We start from the raw sequence: 26,129 nt of genomic DNA, 5'->3' as shown, positions 1-26,129 counted from the left end.
CTCATCTGGAGGTTTTTTTTGAGCGACGCGGATTTTTCGGAGGTCGACCTGTTTGGCGACACCGTCATTCCGCGCAAGGAAGGTCGTGGACGGCCAGAACATTCCTGGAGCCGCGCAAACTCCAACAAGGTGCTTCTCGCTTTCGCTCGCGGGATGACGGTCAAACAGGCGGCAACGGGCATCGGGGTTTCGGTCCCGACGCTGCGCAAGCATTATTCTTCCGAGGTCGCGCAACGCGAGGCCGCGGCCATCCGCTTCGAAATGGTGCAGCTCAGCCGCCTCAATGAGGGCGCTATGAAGGGCAGCGTGTCGGCGGAGAAGGAACTCGGTCGCCGGCTGGACAAGGCAAAGCTCAATGCCCTGTCCGAGCAGGTGTCCAATCACGCTCGCCCGCCCAAGCCTGAGCGCCGAGGCAAGAAGGAGATCGCGCAGGCGGACGCCGAGTCGCTGCGCGGCCGGTTCGAACCACCGGCTCCGCCGCCCAGTCTGCTGAACTGACACCGTGACTGCGCCGATCTGGACCACGGCCTGCCCCGATTGGCAGCGCCGCATCGTCGAGCGGGAGTCGCTGGTGCCGTTCGCGCCGCTCTTCCCGGCCGAGGCGACCGCCGCGCTCGACGTGTTCAAGTCGCTGCGCATGGTCGACGTGGCCGGGCAGCCGACATTCGGCGAGGCGTGCGAGCCGTTCGTGTTCGATTTGGTTGGCGCGATCTTCGGCGCCTACGACGCGAACGCTGGGCACCGCCTGATCGAAGAGTTCCTGCTGCTCATCAGCAAGAAGAACGGCAAGTCGACGATTGCGGCCGGGATCATGCTCACCGCCCTCATCCGCAACTGGCGGCATGACGCGGCGCTGAGCATCCTCGCGCCGACGCAGAAGGTGGCAGGCAACAGTTTTGGCCCAGCCGCGGCGATGGTGCGCGCGGACCCGGACCTGAAGCGCGTGCTGCACGTCGTCGACAACCAGCGGCTGATCAAGCACCGGGTCACCGGCGCGGAGCTGCGCGTGATCGCGGCGGACACCGGCACAGTGGGCGGCAGCAAGGCCGGCTTCGTGCTGGTCGACGAGCTGTGGATATTCGGCAAGCAGAACAACGCCGAGTCCATGCTGGAGGAAGGCACCGGCGGGCTGGCGTCGCGACCGGAAGGCTTCGTCATCTACCTGACGACGCATAGCGACGAGCGCCCCCGCGGGGTGTTCAAGGACAAGCTCGACTATTTCCGCGGTGTACGCGATGGCACGATCGACGATCCGCGCAGCTTCGGGATGCTCTACGAGTGGCCGGAAGCGATGCGCGACGACGAGGCCTATCTCGATCCCGACAACTTCTACGTTACCAACCCCAACCTCGGCCGGTCGCAGTCGGTCAACTTCATCAAGCGCAAGATCCAGCAGGTGAAGGAAGGCCGGGGCGAAGACGGCGACACCTCGCTCCAGATCGTGCTGGCCAAGTATCTCAACGTCGAGATCGGTCAGCGACTGTCGCGCGACCGGTGGCAGGGGTCGGAGTTCTGGCCACGCTGCGCCATCCCGGCGCTGTCGCTGGATGACCTGATCGCCCGCTGCGAGGTGATCGTGGCTGGCGTGGACGGTGGCGGGCTGGACGATCTGCTCGGTCTCTGCCTGATCGGGCGGGAGAAGGGCAGCAAGCGCTGGTTGATCTGGTGCCATGCCTGGGCATGGTCGATCGTCTGGAAGCGCCGCCCCGACATCGTCACAATCCTCGACGAGCTGATCGCCGAGGGCACGCTGACCCGGCTGGAGATGCCCGACGAGGCGGACCTCGGCGCGATCGGCGACGGCGACGATGAGGTCGAGGAAGACCTGAGCGGCGACGTTCAGGGCGTAGTCGACGTGCTGGTGCGTGTCCGCGACGCTGGACTGTTCCCGGACAAGGATGCGATCGGGCTCGATCCGGCCGGCGTCGCTGCGATCGTCGACAAGCTCGCCAGCGAAGGGTTCGAAGACGAGCAGATGAAGGCGATCCAGCAGGGCTGGCGTCTGACCAGCGTCATCAAGGGGCTGGCTCGCAAGTGCGCCGCTCGGACGGTCCGCCACGGCGGAACGAAGCTGATGACGTGGTGCATCGGCAACGTGAAGCAGGAGCCGCGCGGTACCAGTGGTGTTGCGATCACGAAACAGTCCGCGAGCGCCAAGATCGACCCGTTCGCGGCGATGATGTCGGCCGCGACGCTGATGACACTCAACCCAGAGGCCGCAGGCGGCTTCGTCTATGAGGAAAGGGCCATGTTGGTAATCTGATGGCCAGCCCAGACGACTACCGCCGCCAAGCGAACTATCGGTTCGACTCCGCGGACGGTCCCATGATGGCGGTGCCGGTTCCGGGCCGCCCTGCTCCCTCGAACGTGACGGATGGCCGCTTCTTTGGCGATGAGGACTGGGCTGCGTTCGGCGGTGCCCTGCCGGCCGAAGCCAACACCGCCGAGACGGCAGCGCGCGTCGCCGCGGTGTTCTTCTGCGTGTCGATCATCGCCGAGGCAGTCGGTAGCCTGGCGCTGGAGTTCAAAGACGACAACGGCCCGCGGAACGACTTCCCGCTCGCGAACGTGCTGGCCTACGAGCCGAACCACCTTCAGACGGGTGCCGAGTTTTGGGCAGCGATGGCGTTCTGCGCCGTGCTGCGCGGCGAGGCGTTCGCGGAGCCGACCGTCTCTTTCGACGGACTGGAAGTCTGGGCGCTCCATCCGCTCCGCACCACGTCGGAATGGGGTGAGCGCAGCCTGACGGTGCAGTATCAATCCGAGACCGGTCCGCGCCGACTGCTGCCGCAGGAGCTGTTCTGGTTCACGGGCATCGCAGATGGCGGCCTGCGACCGCTGACCCCGTGGAAGCAGGCCAAGGGCGCGATTGACTTCCAGCTGGCGCTGGAGGTCGGCTCCCGTGCCTTCTTCCGCAACGATCGCCGGCCGTCCGGCATAGTCACGACCGAACAGAAGCTCAGCGACGAGTCCGCCAAGCGCATCTCCGAGGGCGTCCAGAAGTGGAAGCGTGGCGGCACGCCGGTGTTTGAGCAGGGCCTGAAGTACGATGCGGTCGGCAGCAGCAACACCGATGCGCAGCTGGTCGAGCTCTTCCGCCAGCGCACGCTGGAAATGGCGCGGTACTGGCGCATCCCGCGGTCGATGATCGCGGACGAAGGCGGCAACGCCGGCAACAATGAGCAGGACACCCGGTCATTCGTGAACTGGGCGCTTCGTCCCCTCACCCGCCGGATCGAGCAGGCGATCACAGTCCGAATGCTGCCGCCCGATCTCCGGGCGCAAAAGGTGCGGGCCAAGTTCAACCTCGACAGCATGCTGCGCGGCGATGCCGCCACGCAGTGGAAGAACGCGGTGCTGGCGCGGACGGCGTCGGTGATGAGCGTCGACGAGCTGCGCACCGGCTGGTTCGGCTTGGCACCGCTCAGCGTCGACTGGTCGAAGGACGCACGCACGCCGCTCAACAGCAACCGTGCGGCCGACACACTCACGGGCGGCGAGTCCGCCCCTCAGGACAAGGTGGAGTAGACGATGGACCGGTTCTTCGCCGCATCCGCCCTGTGGGCGATGCACCCCGGCTACCTCAACGCGATGTTGAAGAGCGGCTCGATCGAGAACATGCTGCCGGAGTCTATTCAAGGCTTCGCTGCCATGATGTCGGGCAGCAAGGAAGCGGCCAAGCCCGCCGATCCGATCCGTGAGGGCTCGACGCTTATCCTGCCGATCACGGGCACGCTGGCGCCGCAAGGCCTCTACGGCTCGACCTATTACAACGTCTTGGCGGACCGCGTCCGGGAGGCTGCGGCCGACACGAAAATCGGCGCGATCGTCATGCCCATCCGCAGCCCTGGCGGTTACGTGTGGGGCTGCGCCGAGTGCGGCGACGCGATCTTCGAAGCCCGCCAGTCCAAGCCCATCGTCGCCGTCGCCGACCCCTATTGCTTCTCGGCCGCGTACTGGCTCGCAACGCAGGCCAGCGCCTTCTACGCCACGACCAGCGGCGAGGTCGGCTCGGTCGGTGTGCGGTCGGGCCACACCGACATGTCCGGTTTCGAGGACAAGATTGGGATGAAGACGACGCTGGTCGCCTCACATCCTGACAAGATCGCAGGCAACCCCCATGGACCGCTCGCCGATGAGGATCGTGCCGAGATCCAGCAGGGTGTCGACGAGAGCAACGTCGCCTTCGCCGCGGCGATCGCGCGGGGCCGGAACATGCGCGCCAGCGAAGTGGCCGCGGTGCATGGCACCGGCAAGACGTTCTCAGCGCAGCGCGCGATGGCGAACGGCGCGATTGACGGGGTGAAGACGCTGCGCGAGGTCGTTGCCCAACTGAACACCAGCCGCGCCCGCCTGTCGCTGATGCGACGGCAGGCCGCGGCGCGGGAGATGGCCCTCTCCATCTGATCGACATTCCCCGCGAGGGGATGACGCGCAGGCCGCGGTGGTCTGCGCGATTGCGGGCGCACGCCCATCCACCATGAAGAAGGACACCACCATGAACCTAGCGGTTCTGAAGGCGGAGGCGCGTGCGACCGCTCAGCGGCAGCAGGAGCGGCTCCAGAAGGCGATCGACGAGGATCGCGATCTGACGGCAGAGGAAGAGACCGCCGACGCCGACGACAAGGCGAAGCTGGCGCGCCTGACGGCGCAGATCCAGCGCGCCGAGACACTGATAAGCACGGTCTCTGCACTCGGCCTCCCGGCGCAGGGCGAGCAGACGCCGGCCGGTCAGCAGCCCGCTCCGCAGGGCACAATCATCCTGCCGGGTCAGGCTCGTGCCACCCTCGATACCGGGGGCTTCCGAAACCTCGCCGAGTTCGCCCAGGCGGTCCGCTGCGCCAATCCCGCTGCCGGCCAGAACTTTCGCATGGATGATCGCCTCGCCGCGCCGGGCAACGTCCATATGGAACAGGGCGACGCGGCCGGCAGCTACCTCGTGCCCGCCGAGTTCCGCCAGCAGATCGTCAACCTCGTCTTCAACGACGGCAACGATCCGATCATGGACCTGATCAACCCCTCGCCGACCGCGTCGAACCGCGTCATCGGCTTGGGCGACGAGACGACGCCGTGGGGCAACAGCGGCATCGCTGCCGCCTGGCGCTCCGAGGCCGAACAGATGCAGCCCAGCCGCATGGGCCTAACGCCGCGCGAAACGAAGCTCAACGAGCTGTATGCTTTCGTGCTCGCCACCGAAGAGCTGCTGGAGGACGCGCCTCGCGTCGCCACGCTGCTGACCAGCCATGCCGCTGCCGCGATCCGCTGGAAGGCGGCGGACGCCTTCATGTACGGCAACGGCATCGAGAAGCCGCTGGGCTGGATGGAGTCGAAGGCGCTGGTTGCGGTCGCCAAGGACGACAATCAGGTTGCGGCCACGATCACGGCGTCGAACGTCGCTCGCATGTGGGCGCGCATGATCATGCCGAGCCAAGCCAGCTGGCTGGTCAACAGCGACATCATGCCGACACTGATGTCCATGCGGACCGAGGGCAGCAACATGCCGCTGTGGTTTGGCAACTATCAGGAAGCGCCGGGAGGCACGCTGCTGGGCCGGCCCGTGGTGTTCAATGAGCACTCCCGCTCGGTCGGACAGTTGGGCGACATCCAGTTCGTCAATCCGAACGGATACGAGGCGTTCCGCAAGCAGAACGGCGTCAGCTTCGCGGACTCGATCCACCTCTACTTCGACTACAACATCCGCGCCTTCCGCTGGATCTTCCGCATCGGCGGTCAGCCGGTGCTGTCGAAGCCTGTGGCGCCCGCCAATGGCGGCGCCGTCAAGTCGCACTTCGTCGCGCTCGCCGAGCGCGCCTGATCCCAACCCCCGGACCCGCGCCGCGCGCGGGACCGGCCGGGTGTGCCGGTCGGTAGAATGGAGACAAGACAATGCAGGGCAACCTGGACCCCTCCGCCCGCGTCGCGATCGCGGGCGTCATTCCGGCTCAGCAGGCCGCCGTCGGAACGGTCACTTCCGGCTGGGTCGACATGCGCGCCTTCTCGGCCGTGCTCGCCACCCTCAACGTCGGCGTGATCGGTGCGAGCGGCACGCTTGATGCCAAGATCGAGCAGGCGACCGACGCCAGCGGCACCAGCGCCAAGGCTGTCGCCGGCCTCGCTTTGGTGCAGCTGGTCAAGGCCGGCGGTGACAACCGTCAGGCGGCGATCAACGTCCGCCCGGAAGACTTGGACAAGAACGGCAACTTCAAGTTCGTCCGGCTGTCGGTGACGGTCGGCGTCGCCGCCACCTTCCTGTCCGCCATCCTGGCCGGCCTCGACGCGCGCTACGGCGCGGCCGGCGCCAACCAGATCAACACCGTCGCCCAGACGGTCAGCTGAGGAGGCTGCCATGATCGAGTTCATCCAAGACTATGTGACCAAGTCGCTCCCACCGGAGACGTTCAAGGACGGCGAGAAGGTCGAGCGCTCGCCCGAAAGCGAGTTGTACCTCGTGCAGCTCGGCGTTGCCGGCTACGTCCACGACGGTCGGCTGGTCGATCAGGACTATCAGCCGCTTGTCCGCAAGCCGGCAGTGGTTGTGGTCACGTCCGATCGCCGCCTCGCCGACACCGGCCGGGCTGGCGAGATGCTCGGCCTCGATGCGCCGCAGCGGGCCACCAGCGGTCCCGGCAACGCCGTCGTGTTCTCCGGGCAGCCGGACAGCACGACGCTTGGCGGGACCGAGTTCGAGCAGCTGCGCAGCGATTTTGCGGCAGTTCACAGCCAGTTCGAGCAGTACCGCACCGGCAGCACCGAAGAGATGGATCGTCTCAAAGGGTTGATCGACGCCGGCAACGACGCGTTCCGCGAGATGAACAACTCGCACGTCGAGGATAAGGAGCGGCTGACCTCCGAGCGTGACGAGGCGATCCGCGAGCGGAACGAAGCCAAGAGCTACGCCGACGATCTGGGTGCTCGCATCACTCAGCTGGAGGCGGACCTCGCGGCTGCGACGGCACCCCCGCCGCCCGATGACAGCGCATTGACGGCAGCGCCTGCCCAGCGGCGCGGCAAGTAAGAGAGGGGGCGGCATGTCCATGATCCGATTGGCTGCCGCCCCGCTCACGCCCGAGAGCGTGCTGCCCGCCGCTCTCATCGACCAGTACGTCAAACCGAGCGAAGCGCAGGCGGCGCTGGTCGGCGCGCTTCGCCTGTCGGCCATCAGCTGGGTCGAGGGTCACACCCGGCATTCGCTGGCGCGCCGGCTCTGGACGGCGACGTTCGACAGCCTGAGCGATGCCATTGCCCTGCCCCGCGAGCCGGTGCGCAGCGTGTCGTTGCTCGTCTATCGCAACGCGCTCGGCGAAACCGTCGAGGGTGCGGGGCTGTGGCGGCTCGATGGCAACCGGCTCCTGCCGATCTCCGGCGCTCGTTGGGCCGCTGACGTGATCGGCGCGACCGCCGTGACAGTCACGTTCGACGCCGGATATGACGACGTCAGCGTTGAGGCGCCCGGCCTCCAGATCGCCGCGCTGATGATGATGAAACACCTGCTCGATGGCGGCTCGGTCGACGACGTGCCGAACACCGTCAGGCTGCTGCTCGATGAGCAGTATCGCACGCCGGTGATCGCCTGATGGCCATCGACGCCCGCAAGCTGCGCGATCGGGTCACGATCGAGGCGGAGAACCTGATCGACAACGGTCGCGGTGGTCGCACTCGGCCGAGTGGACAGGATGCCTGGAAGAAGGTCGACACGGTGTGGGCCGAGTGCCTCGCGCTCCGTGGCGGCGAGGCACTCCAGAACCTCGTGGAGCGCTCCAAGCAGCTGTGGCGTGTCACCATCCGGCCGCGCGCCGATCTGACGACCAGCATGCGCCTCACATGGCACGATGCCATGATCGGCGATGTCGTCGGCAACATCCGGTCTGTCGCACCGAACGAAGATCGCGATGGGCTGGTGATGACGGTCGAAAGCGGCACCACCTGATGGCGCGCAAGCCGAACATCCGCGGCCTGATCCGCACGCGCAGTCTGATGAAGCGCCTGCCCGATGCCGTTCGCGGCGAGATCGTCGTCGAGCTGAACGTCGCCGGTCGCCAGATCGCGGCGGTGATGGCGGCGCGGACGCCCCGCCAGTCCGGGCGACTGGTCGCTGGTGAATCGTTCAAGGTGTTCCCGCGCACGCTGCGCCTTCAGGTCGGCCTGCTCCGGACACGCCGCGGTGCCGATCCGCTGTTCTACGGCCGCATTCAGGACCTCGGCCGCAAGGCGCAGGTGGTGCTGGTGCAGCGCCGTTACCGCAAGGAAGGCACGAAGCTGACCAAGCGCTACCGGATGAAGGTGCGCGGGAAAGAGGGCAAGCGGTTCGTGACCGGGCGTTTCCCGGAGCTGCGCCGCACGCTCAACCAGAACCTGCGCGGCATCTTCGGCCGGGCGCTTTCGACCATAGCAGGTGGCGGCGATGAGTAGCGCGAAGGCGGCGGTCGAGGCGGCGGTCTACGACGCCCTGGCGCAGACGATCAGCGGTGCGACCGTCTATCAGGATGCACCAGACAACGCGCCGCTGCCGATCGTCGTGATCGGCGACATGCGCAGTGCCCGGCTGCCCGGCAAGGCATCGTCGCCGGATCGCTCCGTCACCGTCTCGATCGTCACGCTGATCGAGGCGCAGGAGCGCGCGCCGTTGCTCGCGCTGATGGATCAGATCGAGACGGCGCTCGATGGCGGCACCTTCGTCGCCGATCCCTGGACGCTTTCCGGCACGTTCGACGATGACGAAGCCGTCCTGGCGGAGGACGGCAGCACCTATTCGGGGCTGTCGACCTTCACGTTCCTCGCGCTCGCCGACTGAGCGCTCCGACCTTTTCAACACCCCGCCGCGCTCTCGCCAGCGCGGCTTTTCGTATGGGAGAAGACGCATGGCGAAGAAGCTGGGCAACGATTACCGACTGTTCGTCCGCGCTGCGGACGGCACCACGTTCAGCCAGCCGGCCGGACAGGGCAACCTGACCCGCAACGGCGGCAAGAACTTCACGTCGAACGCCACGAAGGACACCGAGGGCTACGACACTCAGCAGCCGGGCCTGCGGACGCTGACGCTGAAGCAGGACATGATCCCGTCGCTGCCCGATCCGACCGGCTACACGCGGATGGAGACGCTCGACAAGGCGAACGGGACGGAAATGTACCAGATCCGCAAGAAGCCGTTCGCGACCGGCGACGTGGTGTTCGAGGCCATCATGTATACCGGCCTGGACGACACGAGCTTCAACCAGGGCACCAGCGTGACGGTCGGCGTGACCCTGACGCTCGCCGAAGCGCCCACGGTCGACGCGCTCACCTGAGCCGCGATCAGCCACCCTCCCCTGCCGCCTCCATCTGAGGAAACATCGATGCCGATCAAACTGGCGGGCAAGTCCCGCACCACCGTCGCTCGCCCGCGCGACCTGAACAAGCAGCTCATCGCCTCGACGGGCTGCGGCGAGAAGGAGCTGGAGCTGTTGCTGAGCGCCGGCCCCGATCGCGCCGCCAAGGCGCTGCGCCCGTGGCTGGAAGAGGGCGAGCTGCCCGGTCCGGAACTCGCCCGCGCCATCGCTTCCGATCCGACCGCGATCGACAGCATCCGCGCCCTCTACGCTGCGCCGGCCGGGCCGGCGACCGCGGACGCTCCGGAGGCCTGATGGGCGACGGCAACCGTGCCCCGGTCAGCGACCGGGGCGAAGCGTCGCTGGTGCTGGCCGGCGCGACGATGGGCCTGCGCCCGTCATTCGAGGCGCTCGACGCGATCGAGAAGACGCTGGGGCGTGGGCTGGTGGACCTTGCCGGCTCCGCGATCCGCAAGGAACTCAGCATGTCGGAAACCGGCCAGATCGCATGCGAGCTGATCCGGGCGTTCGGCCGCGAAAGCGACGATGAAGGTGCCGCCCGTTCCAACGCACCGCGTGTGACCAAGCTGATCATGGCCAGCGATGGCGGGCTGCTGGAAGCCATGAAGACGATCGGGGGCGTGCTCGCGATCGCGGTCAACGGTGGATACGACACCGAGGGAAACATGAAGCCGCCGGTGACGACGACGACCGACGAAGCCCCCGCCGGCGGCTGATGGGCGCCGCGGCTGCTGCCCTCGGGTGGCGACCGCGGGAGTTCTGGGCGGCGACACCGCCAGAGTTCTGGGATGCGATGAACGGGTACGAGCGGATGCACCGCCTACCCGCTGAAGAGGGGTAGCCATGGCGGACAATACCGAACGGCTCCTCCTTCAGGTGGATGCCGCGACCGAGCTGTTGCGGCGTCACCTCGCCGAGGGCGAGCAGCCGCTCGCCAAGTTCGAACAGCGTGCCGCCAAGATGGCGGAGAACGTCGACCGCTCGGTCAGCGACATGGGCAAGCGGTTCGGTCCGTTCGCCCAGCTGGCGGAGGACTCGGCCAAGCGCGCCGAGCGCGCATTCGCCGATAGCTTCAGCGACATTCAGAAGCTGGCCGCAAAGGCGATCGAAGCCCCGACCGTTCGCGGCAACGTGAACATCGGCGCGGCCGACGCGCGTGCCGCGGCCGACAACGCCCAGCGGCAAGCGCTCGCCACCCGGCTGGTCGCGGAAGCGGCCGAGCGCGCATCGGCCGGTCAGGGCGAATTGACTGAGCGCACGCGGCTTTACGTCCAGGCGGCACGTGCTGCGGCGCTGGAAGCTGACCACCACGCGACCGAGCTGGCGCGCGAGGCCGGCGCGCTGGAGCGCGTCGAGATCGAGTTGAACCAGGCGGGTGCCGGCGCGCAGCTGCTGGCGGTCCGCCAGCGCGGTGCGACGAACAGCGCAGGCGCTCTCCGTTCGGCGATGCAGGGTGCGTCCTATCAGGTGCAGGACACCTTCACGCAGCTGAGCATGGGTGCGAACGTCCTGTCGGTTGTCGCCATTCAGGGCGGTCAGCTCGCGGGCCAGTTCGCCAACATCGAAGGCAAGGCCGGCAGCTTTGCCCGCTTCATGATCGGGCCGTGGGGCCTCGCCCTGACCGCCGCGCTGCTCGTGCTGGGTCCGCTGACCAAGGGCATGTTCGAGTTCGGCGACGCGACCGACAAGGCCGTGGACAAGCTGAAGGAGGATGCGGCCGAGAGTGAGATCACGGCGCGCGCCAAGAAGCGCTTCGCCGAATCGGTCGACGGCCTGACGGTCGCCCTGAAGGAGCAGGACAAGGCTCTGCGCGACGTAGCCGCTGGCGAGCGATCCTCTGCCGAGCGCGCGAACATTGCCGCTCGCGCCAAACGCGACGAGGCGCTGGCGATCCGGCAGGCGACGGCTGCCCGGCTCGCCGACGCCATCGCCGCGCGCGACGGCTTCAGCCTGACCGGAGGCGGCACCTCCGGCGTCTCGATCGAGCAGGCCGCAGAAGCGGCCAAGGTCGTGGAGCTGCGCCGCCAGAGCGTCGCGGCCGACAAGGCGGTTGTGGAAGCCGAGCGGCAGCTGAACGTCACGCGCGTCGATCTCGCGTCCGAACAGGCTGCGATCTCCATCGATCCCGTGCGCCGGGTGACCAAGCTCTACGACGACCGCATCAAGGCGCTGAAGGATCAGCAGCGCGAAGAGGCGCGTCTCGGCCGTCAGATCGGTGCGGCCTCCAAGCAGCGGCTGCAAGAGCTGGAGGCCGAGAAGAAGGCGAAGGTCGACGCGGCGCAGGCTGCCCAGAGTGCGGCCAAGCGGTCGCCGAACAACGACCAGCTGGGCCGCACGATCGGCGTCGATGAAGCGCGCTCGATCGTGGCGTCGATCGGCGGGCGCGTCACCAGCGGCACGCGCAGCACAGAACGGCAGGCCGAGCTGTACGCCGACTTCGTCGCTGGCCGGCACAAGGGGCCGGTGGCCAAGCCCGGCACCAGCGATCACGAGCGCGGTCAGGCTGTCGATGTCGCCTATGGCCCCGGCATCAGCATCGCCAGCATCAAGGAAGCCTTTCGCAAGCAGGGCGTGGCGCTTCGCCAGATCATCGACGAGCCGGCGCAGAAGGTCATCCACGTCGCCTTCGGCAAGGCGGGACCGTCGCGGAGCACGGTAGCGAAGCAGGAGGAAAGCGCCCGGCAGAAGGTGCTGGCCGACGACACCGCCTATACCAATGACGAGCGGCAGGCCCGGCGTCGGCTGATCGAGGCGACCCGGAAGACCGCATCGACCGAACAGCAGCGCGAAAACCTGCTCGCAGAGGATATCGCGGCCGAAGCTGCGGCGACGCGGCGCACGGTCGCCAATGATCTGAGCGCCGGCAAGATCACGCAGGCTCAGGCCGATCACCTGCTCCAGCTGAACAACGCGACCGAGACGCAGCGACTGGCGAACCTTATCACCGAGCGCGCCACCCGCACGATCGAGCAGCGCTACGATGCCGAGCAGGCGGACCTTCAGGGCAAGCTCACCCTGCTGCGCATCGGTGAAGGGCTGGCGACGACCGACAGCGAGCGCCGGGCCGTCGCCCAGGAGATCCTCGAAATCGAGCAGGCTCTGCGTCGCAAGGCGCTGGAGCGACTGCGCGACACCTCGCAGGACCCGGTGCAGGTACAGTCGGCGTTCGACGAGCTGAAGCGACTGCCGGCGATCGAGAAGGCCGAGCAGCGGCAGGCGGACCGCGCCAATGCGGGGCCGCTTGATCAGTACCGTGAGCGCCTGCGCGCTGCGACCGACGACATGGGCCGCGGCGTCGAGGATGCGGCGGTGCGCGGCTTCGGGGCGCTGGAGGATGCCGGCTCGCGGGCGACCGCAAGCGCCGTCACCAACCTGCTGCACCTGAAGGGCGTGGCTGGTGAAGTCGTTGGCAGCATCGTCGCCGATCTGGCGCGCCTCGCCGTTCAGAAGGCGATCGTCGCCGCGATCGGTGGTGGCTTCGGCTTTGCAGGCGGCGGCAGGATCGGCGACGTTCCGGGCTTCGCCGAGGGCGGTTCACCTGGTGGTCTGATCCAGGGGCCGGGCACCAGCACGTCCGACAGCATCCTCGCCATTCTCGGCGACGGCCGCGGCCCGATCCGGGTGTCGGCCGACGAGTTCATCGTCAATGCCGCTGCCACTCGGAAGAACCTGCCGCTCTTGCACGCGATCAACTCCGGTCGACTGCCCGGCTATGCGGGGGGCGGGGCACTCAGTGGCCCTTCCCTGCCCAGCCTGCGCGCCCCTCGCCTGCCTGATGCGGTCAACGGCAGCGCACGTCGTCAGGATCGTCTGCTGGTCGAGGGCGACATCAGGATCAGCCCCACGGCCGAGTTTGATGCCCGGATGGAGAACGTCTCCTTCCGGACGATCAGCGCAGCGGCCGAGCCGATCATGGCGGGCGGCGAGAGCCGCACCATCCGCCGCCTGAACCGTCCCACTTTGCCCGGAAGCCCGGCCTGATGCTGATCACCATGCCGGCGTCGCCCGTCGCCGCAAACATCGACTGGGATATTGAGCAGCCGGGGCAAGCCAACCGCTCCGAGTTCACCGGCCGGCGCAGGGTCACGCAGTTCGCGCAGGCTCCACGCTGGTATGCCAGCGTCACCCTGCCCCCGATCATCGGTGAGGCTCGCGTGCTCGATTGGCGCGCCTTCGTCGTCGATTGCGACGGCGTCGCCAACAGCTTCCGGCTCATCGCGTCCGAGCGAAACCAATGCTTTGACGACGGGGTCACGGTGAAGGGTGGTGGGCATACCGGTTTCGTTGTTCCCACGCAGGGCTGGTCCTCACGGGGCATAGTTCTACGGCGCGGCCAGATGGTAACCATCAATGATCAGCTTCTTATGCTGACTGCTCCTGTGGTCGTTGGTAACGACGGCGAGGCCTACCTCTATGTGAAACCCTATCTGCGCTTCCCCACCGTCAATGGAATGCAGGTGCATGTCCGTAGACCGTTCGCTGTCATGGCGATGTCTGATCCGCGAAATGGTTGGAAAGTCGGAATAGGTCAGAATTACGCGGTCACGTTCAAGTGCGAGGAGGCGTTCTGATGGACAGCCGCCCTGACAGTGCGGCTCAGGCTGCGCTTGCTGCCGATGTCCGCCGGCCGGTGACGTTCGCTTATCTCGATCTCAAGGGCGAGCCGATCCGGGTCACGGACGCGCCCTACAGCTTCACCTTCTCCGGCACCGGCGACGAGGACCTCGACGGCTTCACCTTCGACGCCGTCGATCCCCGCGTGGTGTCGGTCGGGCCGGTCAAGGCCAAGGAAGGCGGCACCGACACGCTGACGCTTCAGCTGTCCGGCCTTGCCGGCGTCGACGACGAGCTGATGACGCAGATCGGGGACCGGTCCAACTGGGCCGGCCGCGACTGCCGTCTGTGGCGCGCGATGCTTGATCCGCAGAACCTGACCCGGATCGGCGCGATCTGGAGCTACTACACCGGCTACATGTCGGTGCCCAAGATCACCGGCGATCGCACCGGACAGGTGATCAACCTGTCAGTGGAGTCCTACCTCGCCTTCTTCGGACAGGCGTCGAACCGCACCTATCTCGATCAGCAGGGCTACGACCCCGGCGACACGTCGGCCGCGCTCGCGATCGCCATTGCCAACGGCGCGTCCAAGCGCACCTGACGGAGACATCATGCATCGGAAACCCGACTGGGAGGCGCGGCTTGCCGCGTATCTCGATCCCTTGCGGCTGCGTGCCTTCGCCTGGGGGCGGCACGACTGCTGCACCTTCGCGGCCGGTGCCGTCGAGGCGATGACGGGTGTCGATCCCATGCCTGAGTTCCGCGGTCACTACACGACCGCTCGCGGCTCGGTCCGCGCCCTGCGGCGGATCGGCCGCGGCACGCTTGCCGCGACGCTCGATGCGAAATTCGAGAGCGTCGAGCCGAGCCTTGCTCAGCGCGGCGACATCATCATGTCGTCCGGGCTGCTCGGCATCTGCTTCGGCGCGTTCCTGATCGCTGTCGGCCGCGAGGGTGAGCGAGAGGGCCTGATCCGCATTGACCGCCCCGTCTGGGTCGAGCCGCGCGCATGGCGCGTCCAGTACGGCAGCTGACGGGTGGCCAAGGCTCTCAAAACCGCGGCGCTGGTCGTCGGTGCCGTCGCACTTGTCGCAACCGGCGTCGGCGCGGTCGCCCTGGGAGGCATCGCCGCGGTGTCGATCGCGGGCGTCTCGACCGCCACGCTGTTTCTAGTGTCCGGTGGCCTCACGGTCGCGGCCAGCCTGCTGCAAAAGACGCCCAAGGTTCCGGCCTCGCAGACCGACCGGTTGAGAGCATCGGTCAATCCAGGCGCGTTTCGGCATACCGTGCTCGGTTCGACCGCGATGCCAGTCGAGGTCCGCTACGAGGAATGGTCGGGCAAGGATCAGGAGTATTGCGACTGGATCGTTCTGCACGCGAGCCACGCCTGCGAAGCGATCGACGAAATCTGGTTCGAGACGATGCTCGCGTGGTCGCGAACCAACGGCGTCAGCGGCAAGTATGCCGGGTACTTCTTCGTACCGCACGTCGTGCTGGAGGGCTCGCCTGCCAATGCCTTCTCGATCGCATCGGGCCGCTGGAACCAGAGCGCCCGCCTGACCGGCTGCGCCTACTCGCACTGGCGCTTCAAGATTACCGGCAACAGCAAGAAGGCGGAAAGCCCGTTCACGGGTGGGCTGCCGAGCCGGATCACCGTCGTCGGTCGTGGTGCCAAGCTCTACGATCCGCGTCGGGACAGCACGGTGCCGGGCGGCAACGGTCCGATGCGCGCGAGCGATCAGTCGACGTGGCGCTATATGACCGACGACGGTGCCACCATCGGGGAGAACCTGCCGCTCCAGATCCTGCGCGTTGTGCTCGGCTGGCGCATCCGCAATCCGACGACGGGGGAGATGAAGCTGGCGACCGGTTCGGGCGTGCCGGCGCGTCGCCTGAACCTCACGTCGATTGCCGTCGCAGCCAACCTCGCCGACGAGCTGGTCAACCGTTCCGTAGGCGGGCAGGAACCGCGCTACCACGGCGCTGGCGTCATCTCGGAGGGTGATGATCCCAAGACGGTGCTGGACATGCTCTGTACCGCCTCCTGCGCCCGTTTCCGGGATACGGGTGGCAAGCTGTCGCTGGTGGTCGCGCACAACGATCTGGCGGGCGCTGCGACCGACGACGGCCTGAACGATGACGACGTGGTCGGCCCGTTCACCTGGGACCCTGATGCGGCGCTTGAATCCACGCCGAACATCGTCCGCGGCAAGTATGTCGATGCGACGCCGAACTCGCTCTACCAGCTGATCGAATATCCCGAAGTGCGCATCGCGAGCCCTGACGGGCAGGACCGCATCTTCCCGCTCGATCTTGGCGTCGTCGAAAGCCCCAGTCAGGCGCAGCGGATCGCCAAGCAGGTGCTTCAGCGCAAGCAGTACCCGCGCGAGTTCTCCGCACCATTCGACATCCGCGCGTGGAAGTACGGCATCGGTGATGTCGTGCCATTCACCTTTGCGCCGCTCAGCTTCAACCGCCGGCTGTTCCGGGTGAAGGATCAGGAGCTGGGGCAGAACGGCGTCTGCAACATGACGCTGACCATCGAGGCGGCTGCCATCTACGCGTGGGATGCCGACGATCGCGCAGCTGTGCAGCCGGCTGAGGCAATCACCTACGACAGTCGCAACAACCCGCTGGTACTCGCGATCGCAGATATTGATGCGGCGGTCACTGCGATCTTCTCTGACGGGGTCGTTACGCACGGCCGCGAGAAGCGCGAGCTGGTGCGCCAATGGCAGGCGATTGAGGCGCAGTTCCTCGCGCTCGATGCTCGTTACGCGGGCCTCGGAAGCCCAGCCGACATCGCTTCGGCGCGGGGCTTGGCCTATCAAGCGTATCAGCAGCTGGCTGCGTACCTCGCGGGTCTGAACCCGGCATGGGATGCGATCGACCTCGACACTCCAATCCCCGACCCTGCTCTGGCCGATCAACGTTGGGCAGCTGCTCGGACGAAGATCGAAGCCTTCGGTGCAGCGATCACCGGCCGGGAAGGCCCTGCCGGTGCGGACGGCGGGAGCAGCTTCACGTTGGTCGACGTCGGCAACTGCACGGCAGGCCCTAACTCCGTCGTCAAGTCTACAGGAGGCGCCGACTGGAATGGTAAGGCGCGCACGGCAGAGCACGCCCCGGCCGCGACGGTCAGCGCCCTGCTCGTGCCCGGCACCTTCGTCGGCCTGACCACCGATCCCACGGCCGACACCAGCTTCTCCAGCATTGACTATGCGGTCCACTGGTCGGGCAACACGAACATCTACATCTACCGTAATGGCGTCGGAACAGCACCGCTGGCTGCCCGCGCCCCTGGGGCGGGTCCAGTCCGCGCTACGGTCAAGAGCGACGGCAAGCAGGTGTTCTACGAACTGGAAGGCGTAGACCTCAGCGGGCAGACCGAAATCGTCGTCTTGCCTGGGGCGGACCTTTACGGCTCGATCGCGATCTTCTCTCAGGGCATCGCCGTGAACGGCGTCACGTTCTCCCGCGACGGGGTGCAGGGTGCAGGAAGCACCAACCTCGTGTCGATGTCGCCGACCACTATCGTCGCGGGCAACAGCGTGCGCGGTACCAGCGGGGGATTTTGGGGCATCGATGCCGCCTACTCGCGGGAAAGCTACACCGGCGGGGCCGTGGCCAATTTCACGGTTCCTGCTGCGAACGGCGACCTCTTCATGGCTGGCCTGACGCAGGGCATCGGCGGCGATCGGGGCAAGAGCTACGACGGGATCAGCTTCGCCCTTCACCGCAACGGCAACACCGGCGGTACCGGAGCCTTCATCAATGGCGTCCAGTTCGGCGCCGCGGGTCCGGTCGTACCGGGTGTCCTGAGGGGGCGCGTCCACTTCGACGGAAGGTATGTGCGGTGGTTCGTCAACGAGCAGATGTTCGCGCAGTTCGACTGGATGGGGACCACCTACGATCCTCATGACCCAGCCAATGCGCTACGGTTTGCGTGTTCGCTGGCCGCCGTCAGCAGGATCGACAACATCAGTCTGACGGCTGCGGGCACCAAAGGCACTGACGGCCGCGACGGCACGAACGGCACAAACGGGCTCAACGGTACGAACGGCCAGAGCATCCACATCGCCTATTCGGATGCAGCGGACGGCTCGGTCAACTTCACGACCGGTGAAGCAGGCGGCCGGACGTTCATCGGCGTCTACACGGATACCAACCCCGGCGCCGACAGCACGAACCCGGCTGCCTATGGCTGGACCCGACTGCGCGGCCTCGATGGTACGAACGGCATCAATGGCCCCGGCGGGTACGTCCACATCGCCTATGCCAACAGCGCGAACGGGACGGTCGACTTCCACCTCTCTGACCCGACCGGCCGGACTTACATCGGCACCTATACCGACCAGACGGAGCCCGACAGCGGCAACCCTGCGACCTATGCATGGCAGCTGGTCAAGGGCGCAGACGGCAAAGACGGCATCAACGGCACGAACGGTGCCAACGCCGATCAGCTCGGCCTTGGCGTGCTGGCAAACGGCAGCTTGGGGATGTCCATTCCCTCGTCGGGTAGCACTACCTTCACCGACTACAGCCAGACGATCAACGTGGTGGCCGGCCGCCAGTTCAAGCTAACCATGGTAGCCGTCAACGGCTTCCGGAACACGGGTAGCAATGTCGCGGTCGCCACCATCCGGGTGGTCCTTGGCAACCAGGTGCTGTTTAGCGGCACCATCTCCGTGGATGCGGACGGCAGCATCTACAGTAGCAACCTTGAGGACGCGAGCACGAAGCTCATCGCCAACAACGTGAGCGGGTCGGCGCAGCTGGTCATTACGCACTCGCGGGGCGGCCCGATCGGCAACTCAGCGGACTTCGACTTCAACTTCATCCTGGAGCGTGTCTGATGCCGCACACGCACGCGCTGTTCCTCGGCAATGAGTTCCTCGGCGAGGTGACGCCCAACGGGTTCAACTTCTACAGCAGCGAACGCCTCGTGCCGTTGCCCTCGACGTACTACTCGCCGAACTATCGGTGGACCTGGTCCGGCCGGACGCCAGTCGAGGATGCGGCGCAAGTGGAGGCCATCCTGATCCCGCAGGTGAAGGCGGCGAACGAAGCACTGGTGAAGAGCCTCTACAGCCAGAACTACGGCAAGCAGAAGAAGTACAGCCGCAAGCAGCAGGAGGTGATCGACTTCCGATCGCTGAACGGCGCGCTGGGCCTGCCGGTCGCCAACGCTTTGACCGCGACGCTGGCATCGTTTGTCCCCGGCTTCACGACGATGAACGCCACGCAGCAGAAGAAGAAGTTCCGGTTCGCGATGGCGCAGGCGAAGAAGCGGAACGTCAGCATCGACGTCATCATTGGCGAGATGGAGGCGAGACTCGACACCGTCGAGGATCAGGTGGCCGCGTGGGAAGCGACAGAGCTGGAGGCCATCCTCGCGATCAAGGCCGCAACCACCGCAGCCGGCAAGCGCGCCGCCTACGCCGCGATCAACTGGGCGTGGCAGCCCGTTTTCTGAAAATCCGCCTGAGGAGGCATTATGCAGAACAGTAGCTTCGCAGCCCAGGCGGTTGCGGACGGACCCCAGACGATCGCGCCGCCCAGCTTCAACGGCATGGGGTGGCTGGTCGTGACCAACCTCGCCGTGATGACGATCGCAACCCTGATTGGGATTATGGTGATCGTGAAGCTGGCCGGGGACGCCATCCAGCATCGACGGCGAGACACATGGTTGTCACCGGCTTGGATATACCGAACGCTCGGCATCCTGTTCGCCTGCGGGATAACGCTGCGATGCGGCGCGGAGGCCGTTAACCTCTGGGGCTGGAACCCGCACGATCCGATCGCGACCGGCATGTACCTGACGGCCAAACGACTAATCGATCCGATCGCCGTCGCTTTTGGAGTCACTGCGCTCATGACGTTCATCCTGTCGGAACCTGGCATGATCGAGCAGCAGCGCAAAGAGCCATGGCCGGTCGACATGTGGCTCGCGTGGCCGATGGTGAAGCGCATGTTGTGGTTGGCGGTGCTCACCGTCGCCGCAGCTGCTGGTGTGGTGTCGACGCGATGATCTGGAAAGCGGGGGCCGCAATGGGGGCAATACTACCGGTCGTCGCGGCAGCGGCGGCAAAAGGCGGCGCGACCGTCGCAACCTCGACGCCAGCGATCTGGCACTTCCTGGGCTACCCGTTCGAAGCGGCCGGTATGATCGCGGCGCTGTTCGGATGCCTGTCGGCCCGCTTCTGGATCGGCGCAGCGCAATCGGTCCGGCAGGAACACCGCTGGAGCTTAGACATCCCGGTCAGCGGCATGGCGCTCGCCGTGTCGGCCGCGCTGGTGATTTCGCACCGCACGGAGCCGCTTGGCGGCCTCATGTACGGTGCGGGCCTCGGTATCCTAGGCGAAGGCATTTTCAAGATCGCCGAGAGCCAGCTTCGCAAGGTCGGCCTGATCGGTGCGGAGCCCGACAAGGCGGACTGAAGACGCTCCGCCCGGTCAAGCGGACGGAGCGTCGGATCGGCTCCGTCGAGCGTCCCCGGTGCCTCCATAACTGCGAAGGTGGCGATGGGAAGAAGTGGCGCTCCGCTCCCCCCGAAGGAAACGCGGCGCGGAGCGCCGAACCGCACCGCGTTCACTGGCAGGCTGTTCGCCGGCCTCTGTAGCGGCAACATCTTAACAGGAAAGTCAGAACCATGACGAAGGCTTCCGAGCCTGCGTGGCTTGTCGCTGCGCGGGCGCACATCGGCGTGCGCGAGAACCCCGGCCCGACGCACAACAACAAACTTATCGCGTTCCTAAACACGGCCAGCCGGTTCAACGGCGTGCTCTGGCGCGACGATGAGATGCCGTGGTGCGGCGGCTTCGTCGCGGCCGTCCTTGTCTCCGCCGGCATCGAGCCGGTGAAGATCGCGGCGCGGGCGAAGAGCTGGTCTACGTGGGGCAGCAACCTTCGCCCTGAGCGGCTCGCACCCGGTGCGATCCTCGTCTTCAACCGCGAGGGCGGCGGCCACGTCGGCTTCTACGTCGGCGAGGATGCCACAACCTATCATGTGCTGGGCGGCAACCAGGGCAACGCCGTGTCGATTACGCGCATCGCCAAGTCCCGCCTGACCGCCTCGCGCTGGCCAACGGGCGTGCCCGTGCTCGGCGGGCCTGTCCGGATGACGTCCGTCGCCGGCCGTCCCGTGTCGACGAACGAAGCCTGATCCATCCTCCCGGAGATCCACACCATGAAGAGCATCCTTGCGCTCGCCCTCACGGCGAGCCTGTCCGCATGCGCCACGACCTCGATGGGCAACGCCGGCCTCGGCGATGGCCTCGCGGCCGCTGCGCCCCTGATCGACGCCGTGCAGCAGCGCTACGACCGTGCCCGCGCCTTCGCTGCGCTGTTCCTGCCCTATCTGCCGCCAGCCCGTGCCGCGCAGCTGCGCGCGATCGGCGCCGTGGTCGAGCAGGCCCTTGCTGCAGCTCGCAGCGCCAAATCGGTCGCTGAGCAGGCCGCGGAGATCCAGCGTGCCCGCGATGCTGCTGCGCAATTCGCCTTCGTCGGGGGCGTCTGACCGCCTCTTCGACTGCCTAACAATATTGCCAACCTGACCTCATCCCGAACGCGGAGCTTTGCACATGGCCTTCATCCCGATGCCGCCGGTCCCTGGGCTTCCTGGACGCCCGACCAGCCCGAAAAACGCGGTTCGTGGTCGCGGCGCTGTGCCCAACGCCAGCTCGACGCCTGCATTCTCCGTGCTTCCAAGCATTGTCGGGCAACCAGCTGTCGGCGTCGCCATGATTTTCAGCGACGGCATACCGCCGATCGGCTTCCTCGCAACGAAGCGCGAATTGGTAGATGCGACCACCGGTGTGGTGATCGCATCGGCAACAGCTCCGGCCGTGCTGGCATACACGCCACAAGCCGGTGACGTGAATCGGACTGTCTTCTACCGTGTGACTGTAACGCTGTTGCTGGTGACGTTTGCCGTCACCTCCGCATCCGTCTCGATCTCTGCTGCGTCTGGGCGCCGGACGAACGAAGCAGTCGCATACGGCTATGGTGATTTGACGCGCGCTGGCGTTGGAGCGGTGTCGCTTAACAGCGACTTCCTTGGGATCACTCGGCCGGGAATGGAGAAGCCGGTATCCTACTCCACCGCGACACTGATCAGCGGCACAGCGGCACACTGGAACACCAGCACCGTCACGACCAACACGCCGACGAGGAAGGCGGCGCTTACCGACGCAACCTACGTGTTCAAGGTCATCGCCACCTTTGCAGACACGACCACCGAGGAAATCACGCTCACGATTAACCGGCTCGCCAACGTCTACACAGTGGGCACGGCGGACAATCTTGCAACGGTCGGCGTGACCGACACGGCAATCATCAGCGGCAAGACCGTCGAGTTTGCTGCCGGCTGCGACTTCCACAACATCGCCGTGTCCGGTGGGCGCAAGTTCTTCCAGCAGTGGCGTCCGGCACTGATGACGACTGTTCAGCCGCACGACCCGAACCGGATGGGCCTTCCGCCGTCATGGGTGTGTCAGTCCGTTCAGAACATTACGTTCAAGAATATGTACGTCTCTGGCGACCTGAACCCGGTTGGCATTTCAGCGTGTTATGCTTTCACGCGCTTTGGCGGCGACACGAACAACAACAGCAACGTAATTTTCGACGGACACGGCGTTGTCTACGATAAGAAGTGGTACGGCAGTTCCGACGCTGGACCGGCTAGCGGCACCGGTACGGTCAACCTTAAGACGAGCGGTGCGGCCATTCCGGCTGGCTCCAGGGTTATTCCGGTCCTCGGCGGCACGACCGCACCATTCCGTGTTCGTGGTGTCGTGGTCGGCGATCCCATACTGTTCGACGGCGATCCTACGGTCTACCGGGTGGTTGCCGACAATATCACCTACAGCGGCACGTTCGACGATCCCTATGTCAGTGGCGGCTCGTTCACCATCGACCAGGACCTCGCGGTGGCAATCAGTGGTTCGGCAATCATCCGCGCCATCGCGGCCCCGAATTGCTACGCGCCTGAGTATTGCGATGACGTGACCATGCTCAACGGTACGTTTGCGTATGTTCAGGGCGGGATCACTGGAGGCACGAACACGAACACTGCCTTCAAGGTCAAGAACTGGAAGATACGCCACTACTGGAATAATATTGTCATCACCGGCACGAACCCACCGCAGGGCATCTATCTGGAAGATTGCAGTTGGGTTTCGCCGGATCGCGTCAGTAAGTTCATCCACATCGACGCCATCCAAGTTGCCCTTGCCAGCCTGCGTCCGTTTATCAGCATGAAGCGCTGCGAAATCTATCAGGCAGACGGCACGGGGTTCTTCCAAGGTCTGTTCATGCGCGGCGATGCCACCGGCGCAGCGACGGACGGCAGCGACGCCGGTACGTTCGATGTCGATGGGTTCATCGCCACGACTGCCGCAGTCGCCCTCATCAGTATGACCGGCGGTAAGGACAGCAAGTTCAAGCGCGTCATGGGTGTGCCAGCTGTTGGTCGGGTGGTTGATGCGCCCGCTGCATGGCGGGACATCCCCTACGCCAACGCCATGTCTGCGACCCTTGCGAAGACAACTGCTGGTGGTGAGTTCTGGTCAGGCGTCAGCACAGCCGATCGCCTTGTCATGTTTGGCGACTACACGACCAACCTGACCGCCGGCAAATTGGTGTCGACCAACATCAAGGCGCACGGCAACCGTCTGTTCTCGCTCGCGGAAGCACCGGCAGGGTCAGCGAACTTTGGCAAGGTGAAAACCAGCGAATACGTCAGCGGCGGATACTACAACGCCGACCCAGTCGCGGCTATAGCGGCGGTGGACTGGTCGACCCTGACGCATGATCAGGTTGTTGCGGTTCACCGCAACATCCTGAAGCCGAAGCTCAACGGCGCTTACAAGCTCGCTGACGGGTCGTACATGACGGCCCTCAACCCGGATGGGTCGTGGGCGACGGACGCGCCGTACGCTGGCTGATCTACAGAGCCGGCGCGAGCGTGCGGCGACTACGTCGCAAGCTCGCGCCGGCTAAAGCTACGCCAGCGATCATCATCGCCCAAGAGGCCGGTTCAGGAACGCCACCAGCACCGAATGATACAGCATCAATCCTCGCCGGAACGCTGTTGAACGTGCCGAAGCTTACTCGAACGATCCTCAAGTCTGGGTTGATGTCGAAATCAGTCAGTGTCGCAAAATCGGGGCCGGTATCAATCTGGCCGATGTTGTCGTTAGCCCCATTTAGCGAATTGAGGCCTACAACATAGAAGCGAGCATCCGCCTGCGCCGTTACAGACGTGGGAGCCAGCGTACGGCCATCAGCGCGGGTCACGTAGAGAGCTTGGAACGCTCCTAGTTCTACAATGCCATTTGCTACCGTCGGCAGAGAAGCGGACTGGCTCAAGATGTTGAACGTTGTGAATAGGAAATCACCTGAGCGGTAAACCTCGGTACCAGCCGCGCCATCAAGCGCAAACGTGCCGGCGTCGAACGTCAAAGTAGCCGCTCCAGCTGGAACGGCAGCCACGATCACGGCCGCAGCCGCCATTATCCCGATTCGCATAGTCATAATTCCCCTGTTTTCTTGCAAATTGATGCACTTGCGGCTTTATGTCCATAGCCGCCGTCATGACGCCAGGTTCGCTGCGGCGCCTCCGATCTCCGGATTTTGATAAAGCATGGCGATCGGCCGGTGCTATCGCCGGTCACGTTTTCGCTTCTCCTCTCGCTCCTCTTCCACTTGCCTGATCGCGGCAGCCATCGCTTGCCGCGCCCGCCAGTCTCGCTCGATCCTCCAGTCGGTGCATGGTTCGGTCTCCAACGCCCGCAGACAGCCGTGTGCGGGGTACATGAAGCGCACGCGGCCCAGACATCCTGTTGTCAGCGAGCAGGCTGGACGGCGATTGATCAGTGAGAACCCAACGCTCTTGATCGCAATCAGCTTGTCGAGGTCGACGGGCTGCTGGACATGACAGACGGTGCACCATGCGATCGGGACAACACCCTGAGCTTTCATCGCGCCGAGGGTGCGAACCCAGCTGGGGAAGTCCGTGTCTGCCTGAGGTAGGGATCGCCGTGCCATGTCGTCCTGCCGAATCGCCGGGCGGCTTTGTTCCTATTTCGTTTCCAACAAGTCGAGGCCCGTCATGTCGCTTTCCGCGTCGGGAATACGGGTCCACGAACCTTCATCCGCCCGGCAGGATATGGCTGTTGCAGCGCCAGCACGTCGTCATACGATCCGGACAGCCAGCGCCCGTGATCGTCAGGCGCGAGGATCGTGATCATCGCCTTGGGATGGATCGGCGCGACCAGCTCGTTCGGATCGCAGGTAACCATCGCGAAGTAGCGGGCCTCGCCAATCGCGCGCCAGAAGCCGGCGATCGCGAACACCGGCTGGTCGGTGACACTGAACCACATCTCGCCTTTGATCGGCTTGCCCTCGCCCACTTGGTGCTTGTCAGGCGTCCACTCGGCGAACTCGGTCAGCGGTATCAGACAGCGGTTCTCCGGCCGCTCCGCCAGTGCCTTCCACTGCGCCAGCTTCAGGTTGCGGACGTTCGTCATCGGCCACGGAGCCTCCCCGGCCGTCACGTCCCAGATCATGGTGTCGACGCCGCGGCTGCCGCTCTCCTCGCGCACCACGTAGGCGCGGCTCCTTGGGAACAGCTCCTTCGGGTTGAAGCGGTTGTCCATTGGCTTCGGCGTCAGCCAGTCACCGCCGAACTTCGTGAACAGCGTTTCAGGCTCTCCCGCGAACCGCGCCCGATTGCACATCAGATATGAAGGCAACGACGTTCGATTTCACCGAGCAGCGCGTCCGCTTCCGCATCGCCGGGCACCTGGTTCGAGTACCGATACGCGGTTAGCAGATCGGTATCATCTTCAGGCACATAGGCAAAGCCGGCGTTCGGTGTTCCTGCTACAACGAAAGTCCCATACCCTGATAATGCTAGGGGACTGAACCCCATCGCTTCCATGCCTTCAGGGCCTCCGTAGACCGGAAGCATCTTGCTCTGATCGATCGTCATTCCCTCAGCCTATCACCTTTCTAAGATCGTGATTTGAGATCCGGCTACTCAGCCCGATCTCAGCCGGCGCGGATCATCCATCCAGCGACAAACCAGATGACGGCGACGAATGGCACCAGCAGAATGAAGAGGCAGGTCCAGCCTGCTGCTTTGTATCCGGGCTCGACTGGGTCGCTCCAGCGTGGCGGCCCGGCGTCATCGTCGTCCATCCCCTCAGCCTACGCCAAGGCGATCGAAGGCTCAATATTTG

30 protein-coding genes are annotated in these 26,129 nt (G+C 65.5%); 26 read left to right on the top strand and 4 right to left on the bottom strand.

Annotated elements, in window-relative coordinates; translation table 11 throughout:
• Positions 1–18 precede the first annotated feature (18 nt).
• The 26 genes from ILT43_RS08215 to ILT43_RS08090 all read left to right on the top strand — a co-directional run bounded on the left by ILT43_RS08215 (position 19) and on the right by ILT43_RS08090 (position 23,831).
• Entirely contained in the window at positions 19–498 is a 480-nt protein-coding gene (locus ILT43_RS08215) for a hypothetical protein (protein ID WP_204198202.1), read from the top strand.
• A 4-nt stretch (positions 499–502) separates the two neighbouring features.
• Entirely contained in the window at positions 503–2,263 is a 1,761-nt protein-coding gene (locus ILT43_RS08210) for a terminase TerL endonuclease subunit (protein ID WP_204198197.1), read from the top strand.
• Positions 2,263–3,528 carry a phage portal protein gene (locus ILT43_RS08205; RefSeq protein ID WP_204198189.1) on the top strand — a complete coding sequence of 422 codons (1,266 nt, stop codon included), beginning with the start codon at positions 2,263–2,265 and terminating at the stop codon, positions 3,526–3,528. Before ILT43_RS08210 ends, ILT43_RS08205 begins: the two co-directional genes overlap by 1 nt.
• 3 nt (positions 3,529–3,531) lie before the next feature.
• Positions 3,532–4,407 carry a S49 family peptidase gene (locus ILT43_RS08200; RefSeq protein WP_204198183.1) on the top strand — a complete coding sequence of 292 codons (876 nt, stop codon included), beginning with the start codon at positions 3,532–3,534 and terminating at the stop codon, positions 4,405–4,407.
• Between the two features lie 91 nt (positions 4,408–4,498).
• Complete coding sequence (locus tag ILT43_RS08195; RefSeq protein ID WP_204198173.1) at positions 4,499–5,815, top strand: phage major capsid protein; 1,317 nt, start codon at positions 4,499–4,501, stop codon at positions 5,813–5,815.
• A 71-nt stretch (positions 5,816–5,886) separates the two neighbouring features.
• On the top strand, positions 5,887–6,336 hold the full coding sequence (locus ILT43_RS08190) for a hypothetical protein (protein WP_204198164.1): 450 nt from the start codon (positions 5,887–5,889) through the stop codon (positions 6,334–6,336).
• Between the two features lie 10 nt (positions 6,337–6,346).
• Positions 6,347–7,015, top strand: coding sequence for a hypothetical protein (locus ILT43_RS08185; RefSeq protein WP_204198153.1), 669 nt, complete (start codon positions 6,347–6,349; stop codon positions 7,013–7,015).
• 28 nt (positions 7,016–7,043) lie between these two features.
• The gene (locus ILT43_RS08180) at positions 7,044–7,574 is read left to right on the top strand and encodes a hypothetical protein (RefSeq protein WP_204198149.1); all 531 of its coding nucleotides are present in this window, start codon (positions 7,044–7,046) and stop codon (positions 7,572–7,574) included.
• Positions 7,574–7,927, top strand: coding sequence for a head-tail adaptor protein (locus ILT43_RS08175; protein ID WP_204198140.1), 354 nt, complete (start codon positions 7,574–7,576; stop codon positions 7,925–7,927). The genes ILT43_RS08180 and ILT43_RS08175 overlap by 1 nt, the downstream gene beginning before the upstream one ends.
• Positions 7,927–8,409, top strand: coding sequence for a hypothetical protein (locus ILT43_RS08170; protein ID WP_204198134.1), 483 nt, complete (start codon positions 7,927–7,929; stop codon positions 8,407–8,409). The genes ILT43_RS08175 and ILT43_RS08170 overlap by 1 nt, the downstream gene beginning before the upstream one ends.
• Entirely contained in the window at positions 8,402–8,791 is a 390-nt protein-coding gene (gene gp17 / locus ILT43_RS08165) for a tail completion protein gp17 (protein WP_204198128.1), read from the top strand. Before ILT43_RS08170 ends, gp17 begins: the two co-directional genes overlap by 8 nt.
• Positions 8,792–8,858: 67 nt before the next feature.
• Positions 8,859–9,284 (top strand): hypothetical protein, encoded by a 426-nt coding sequence (locus ILT43_RS08160; protein ID WP_204198126.1) that lies wholly within the window; start codon positions 8,859–8,861, stop codon positions 9,282–9,284.
• A 48-nt stretch (positions 9,285–9,332) separates the two neighbouring features.
• A complete protein-coding gene (locus ILT43_RS08155) occupies positions 9,333–9,620 on the top strand; it encodes a hypothetical protein (RefSeq protein WP_204198122.1) in 288 nt (95 codons plus the stop codon).
• Positions 9,620–10,042 carry a GTA-gp10 family protein gene (locus tag ILT43_RS08150; protein WP_204198117.1) on the top strand — a complete coding sequence of 141 codons (423 nt, stop codon included), beginning with the start codon at positions 9,620–9,622 and terminating at the stop codon, positions 10,040–10,042. Before ILT43_RS08155 ends, ILT43_RS08150 begins: the two co-directional genes overlap by 1 nt.
• Positions 10,042–10,167 carry a phage tail assembly chaperone gene (locus ILT43_RS19860; RefSeq protein ID WP_204198113.1) on the top strand — a complete coding sequence of 42 codons (126 nt, stop codon included), beginning with the start codon at positions 10,042–10,044 and terminating at the stop codon, positions 10,165–10,167. Before ILT43_RS08150 ends, ILT43_RS19860 begins: the two co-directional genes overlap by 1 nt.
• 2 nt (positions 10,168–10,169) lie before the next feature.
• Complete coding sequence (locus ILT43_RS08140) at positions 10,170–13,307, top strand: phage tail length tape measure family protein (protein WP_204198104.1); 3,138 nt, start codon at positions 10,170–10,172, stop codon at positions 13,305–13,307.
• The gene (locus ILT43_RS08135; protein ID WP_204198095.1) at positions 13,307–13,897 is read left to right on the top strand and encodes a hypothetical protein; all 591 of its coding nucleotides are present in this window, start codon (positions 13,307–13,309) and stop codon (positions 13,895–13,897) included. The genes ILT43_RS08140 and ILT43_RS08135 overlap by 1 nt, the downstream gene beginning before the upstream one ends.
• Positions 13,897–14,484 carry a hypothetical protein gene (locus ILT43_RS08130; RefSeq protein ID WP_204198093.1) on the top strand — a complete coding sequence of 196 codons (588 nt, stop codon included), beginning with the start codon at positions 13,897–13,899 and terminating at the stop codon, positions 14,482–14,484. The genes ILT43_RS08135 and ILT43_RS08130 overlap by 1 nt, the downstream gene beginning before the upstream one ends.
• Before the next feature lie 10 nt (positions 14,485–14,494).
• The gene (locus ILT43_RS08125) at positions 14,495–14,917 is read left to right on the top strand and encodes a DUF6950 family protein (RefSeq protein WP_204198079.1); all 423 of its coding nucleotides are present in this window, start codon (positions 14,495–14,497) and stop codon (positions 14,915–14,917) included.
• Positions 14,918–14,920: 3 nt separating this feature from the next.
• On the top strand, positions 14,921–18,739 hold the full coding sequence (locus ILT43_RS08120; RefSeq protein ID WP_204198076.1) for a phage tail protein: 3,819 nt from the start codon (positions 14,921–14,923) through the stop codon (positions 18,737–18,739).
• The gene (locus ILT43_RS08115) at positions 18,739–19,359 is read left to right on the top strand and encodes a hypothetical protein (RefSeq protein WP_204198074.1); all 621 of its coding nucleotides are present in this window, start codon (positions 18,739–18,741) and stop codon (positions 19,357–19,359) included. The genes ILT43_RS08120 and ILT43_RS08115 overlap by 1 nt, the downstream gene beginning before the upstream one ends.
• Before the next feature lie 21 nt (positions 19,360–19,380).
• On the top strand, positions 19,381–19,914 hold the full coding sequence (locus ILT43_RS08110; RefSeq protein ID WP_204198071.1) for a hypothetical protein: 534 nt from the start codon (positions 19,381–19,383) through the stop codon (positions 19,912–19,914).
• A complete protein-coding gene (locus ILT43_RS08105; protein ID WP_204198064.1) occupies positions 19,911–20,324 on the top strand; it encodes a hypothetical protein in 414 nt (137 codons plus the stop codon). The genes ILT43_RS08110 and ILT43_RS08105 overlap by 4 nt, the downstream gene beginning before the upstream one ends.
• A gap of 212 nt (positions 20,325–20,536) precedes the next feature.
• The gene (locus tag ILT43_RS08100; RefSeq protein WP_204198062.1) at positions 20,537–21,049 is read left to right on the top strand and encodes a TIGR02594 family protein; all 513 of its coding nucleotides are present in this window, start codon (positions 20,537–20,539) and stop codon (positions 21,047–21,049) included.
• A 24-nt stretch (positions 21,050–21,073) separates the two neighbouring features.
• A complete protein-coding gene (locus tag ILT43_RS08095) occupies positions 21,074–21,403 on the top strand; it encodes a hypothetical protein (protein WP_204198060.1) in 330 nt (109 codons plus the stop codon).
• A gap of 64 nt (positions 21,404–21,467) precedes the next feature.
• The gene (locus tag ILT43_RS08090; protein ID WP_204198058.1) at positions 21,468–23,831 is read left to right on the top strand and encodes a hypothetical protein; all 2,364 of its coding nucleotides are present in this window, start codon (positions 21,468–21,470) and stop codon (positions 23,829–23,831) included.
• A 1-nt stretch (position 23,832) separates the two neighbouring features.
• On the opposite strand, the gene ILT43_RS08085 is transcribed toward ILT43_RS08090, so the two are convergent.
• The 4 genes from ILT43_RS08085 to ILT43_RS08070 all read right to left on the bottom strand — a co-directional run bounded on the left by ILT43_RS08085 (position 23,833) and on the right by ILT43_RS08070 (position 26,088).
• A complete protein-coding gene (locus ILT43_RS08085; RefSeq protein ID WP_204198057.1) occupies positions 23,833–24,399 on the bottom strand; it encodes a PEPxxWA-CTERM sorting domain-containing protein in 567 nt (188 codons plus the stop codon).
• 596 nt (positions 24,400–24,995) lie between these two features.
• Positions 24,996–25,625, bottom strand: coding sequence for an SOS response-associated peptidase family protein (locus ILT43_RS08080; RefSeq protein ID WP_204198041.1), 630 nt, complete (start codon positions 25,623–25,625; stop codon positions 24,996–24,998).
• Positions 25,625–25,879 (bottom strand): hypothetical protein, encoded by a 255-nt coding sequence (locus tag ILT43_RS08075; RefSeq protein WP_204198028.1) that lies wholly within the window; start codon positions 25,877–25,879, stop codon positions 25,625–25,627. Before ILT43_RS08075 ends, ILT43_RS08080 begins: the two co-directional genes overlap by 1 nt.
• Before the next feature lie 59 nt (positions 25,880–25,938).
• The gene (locus ILT43_RS08070) at positions 25,939–26,088 is read right to left on the bottom strand and encodes a hypothetical protein (protein ID WP_204198026.1); all 150 of its coding nucleotides are present in this window, start codon (positions 26,086–26,088) and stop codon (positions 25,939–25,941) included.
• Between the last annotated feature and the right edge of the window lie 41 nt (positions 26,089–26,129).

It is taken from the genome of Sphingomonas longa, from assembly GCF_016892685.1.
Taxonomy (GTDB): Bacteria; Pseudomonadota; Alphaproteobacteria; order Sphingomonadales; family Sphingomonadaceae; genus Sphingomonas; species Sphingomonas longa.
The sequence above is the reverse complement of the archived record's forward strand: the minus strand, read 5'-3'. Positions and strand labels throughout refer to the sequence as shown.

Coding starts and splice junctions, on each gene's coding strand:
- ILT43_RS08205 (WP_204198189.1), top strand. CDS start 2,263: ATGGCCAGCCCAGACGACTACCGCCGCCAAGCGAACTATCGGTTCGAC.
- ILT43_RS08200 (WP_204198183.1), top strand. CDS start 3,532: ATGGACCGGTTCTTCGCCGCATCCGCCCTGTGGGCGATGCACCCCGGC.
- ILT43_RS08195 (WP_204198173.1), top strand. CDS start 4,499: ATGAACCTAGCGGTTCTGAAGGCGGAGGCGCGTGCGACCGCTCAGCGG.
- ILT43_RS08190 (WP_204198164.1), top strand. CDS start 5,887: ATGCAGGGCAACCTGGACCCCTCCGCCCGCGTCGCGATCGCGGGCGTC.
- ILT43_RS08185 (WP_204198153.1), top strand. CDS start 6,347: ATGATCGAGTTCATCCAAGACTATGTGACCAAGTCGCTCCCACCGGAG.
- ILT43_RS08175 (WP_204198140.1), top strand. CDS start 7,574: ATGGCCATCGACGCCCGCAAGCTGCGCGATCGGGTCACGATCGAGGCG.
- ILT43_RS08170 (WP_204198134.1), top strand. CDS start 7,927: ATGGCGCGCAAGCCGAACATCCGCGGCCTGATCCGCACGCGCAGTCTG.
- gp17 (WP_204198128.1), top strand. CDS start 8,402: ATGAGTAGCGCGAAGGCGGCGGTCGAGGCGGCGGTCTACGACGCCCTG.
- ILT43_RS08160 (WP_204198126.1), top strand. CDS start 8,859: ATGGCGAAGAAGCTGGGCAACGATTACCGACTGTTCGTCCGCGCTGCG.
- ILT43_RS08155 (WP_204198122.1), top strand. CDS start 9,333: ATGCCGATCAAACTGGCGGGCAAGTCCCGCACCACCGTCGCTCGCCCG.
- ILT43_RS08150 (WP_204198117.1), top strand. CDS start 9,620: ATGGGCGACGGCAACCGTGCCCCGGTCAGCGACCGGGGCGAAGCGTCG.
- ILT43_RS19860 (WP_204198113.1), top strand. CDS start 10,042: ATGGGCGCCGCGGCTGCTGCCCTCGGGTGGCGACCGCGGGAGTTCTGG.
- ILT43_RS08140 (WP_204198104.1), top strand. CDS start 10,170: ATGGCGGACAATACCGAACGGCTCCTCCTTCAGGTGGATGCCGCGACC.
- ILT43_RS08135 (WP_204198095.1), top strand. CDS start 13,307: ATGCTGATCACCATGCCGGCGTCGCCCGTCGCCGCAAACATCGACTGG.
- ILT43_RS08130 (WP_204198093.1), top strand. CDS start 13,897: ATGGACAGCCGCCCTGACAGTGCGGCTCAGGCTGCGCTTGCTGCCGAT.
- ILT43_RS08125 (WP_204198079.1), top strand. CDS start 14,495: ATGCATCGGAAACCCGACTGGGAGGCGCGGCTTGCCGCGTATCTCGAT.
- ILT43_RS08115 (WP_204198074.1), top strand. CDS start 18,739: ATGCCGCACACGCACGCGCTGTTCCTCGGCAATGAGTTCCTCGGCGAG.
- ILT43_RS08110 (WP_204198071.1), top strand. CDS start 19,381: ATGCAGAACAGTAGCTTCGCAGCCCAGGCGGTTGCGGACGGACCCCAG.
- ILT43_RS08105 (WP_204198064.1), top strand. CDS start 19,911: ATGATCTGGAAAGCGGGGGCCGCAATGGGGGCAATACTACCGGTCGTC.
- ILT43_RS08100 (WP_204198062.1), top strand. CDS start 20,537: ATGACGAAGGCTTCCGAGCCTGCGTGGCTTGTCGCTGCGCGGGCGCAC.
- ILT43_RS08095 (WP_204198060.1), top strand. CDS start 21,074: ATGAAGAGCATCCTTGCGCTCGCCCTCACGGCGAGCCTGTCCGCATGC.
- ILT43_RS08090 (WP_204198058.1), top strand. CDS start 21,468: ATGGCCTTCATCCCGATGCCGCCGGTCCCTGGGCTTCCTGGACGCCCG.
- ILT43_RS08085 (WP_204198057.1), bottom strand. CDS start 24,399: ATGGCGGCTGCGGCCGTGATCGTGGCTGCCGTTCCAGCTGGAGCGGCT.
- ILT43_RS08080 (WP_204198041.1), bottom strand. CDS start 25,625: ATGTGCAATCGGGCGCGGTTCGCGGGAGAGCCTGAAACGCTGTTCACG.
- ILT43_RS08075 (WP_204198028.1), bottom strand. CDS start 25,879: ATGACGATCGATCAGAGCAAGATGCTTCCGGTCTACGGAGGCCCTGAA.
- ILT43_RS08070 (WP_204198026.1), bottom strand. CDS start 26,088: ATGGACGACGATGACGCCGGGCCGCCACGCTGGAGCGACCCAGTCGAG.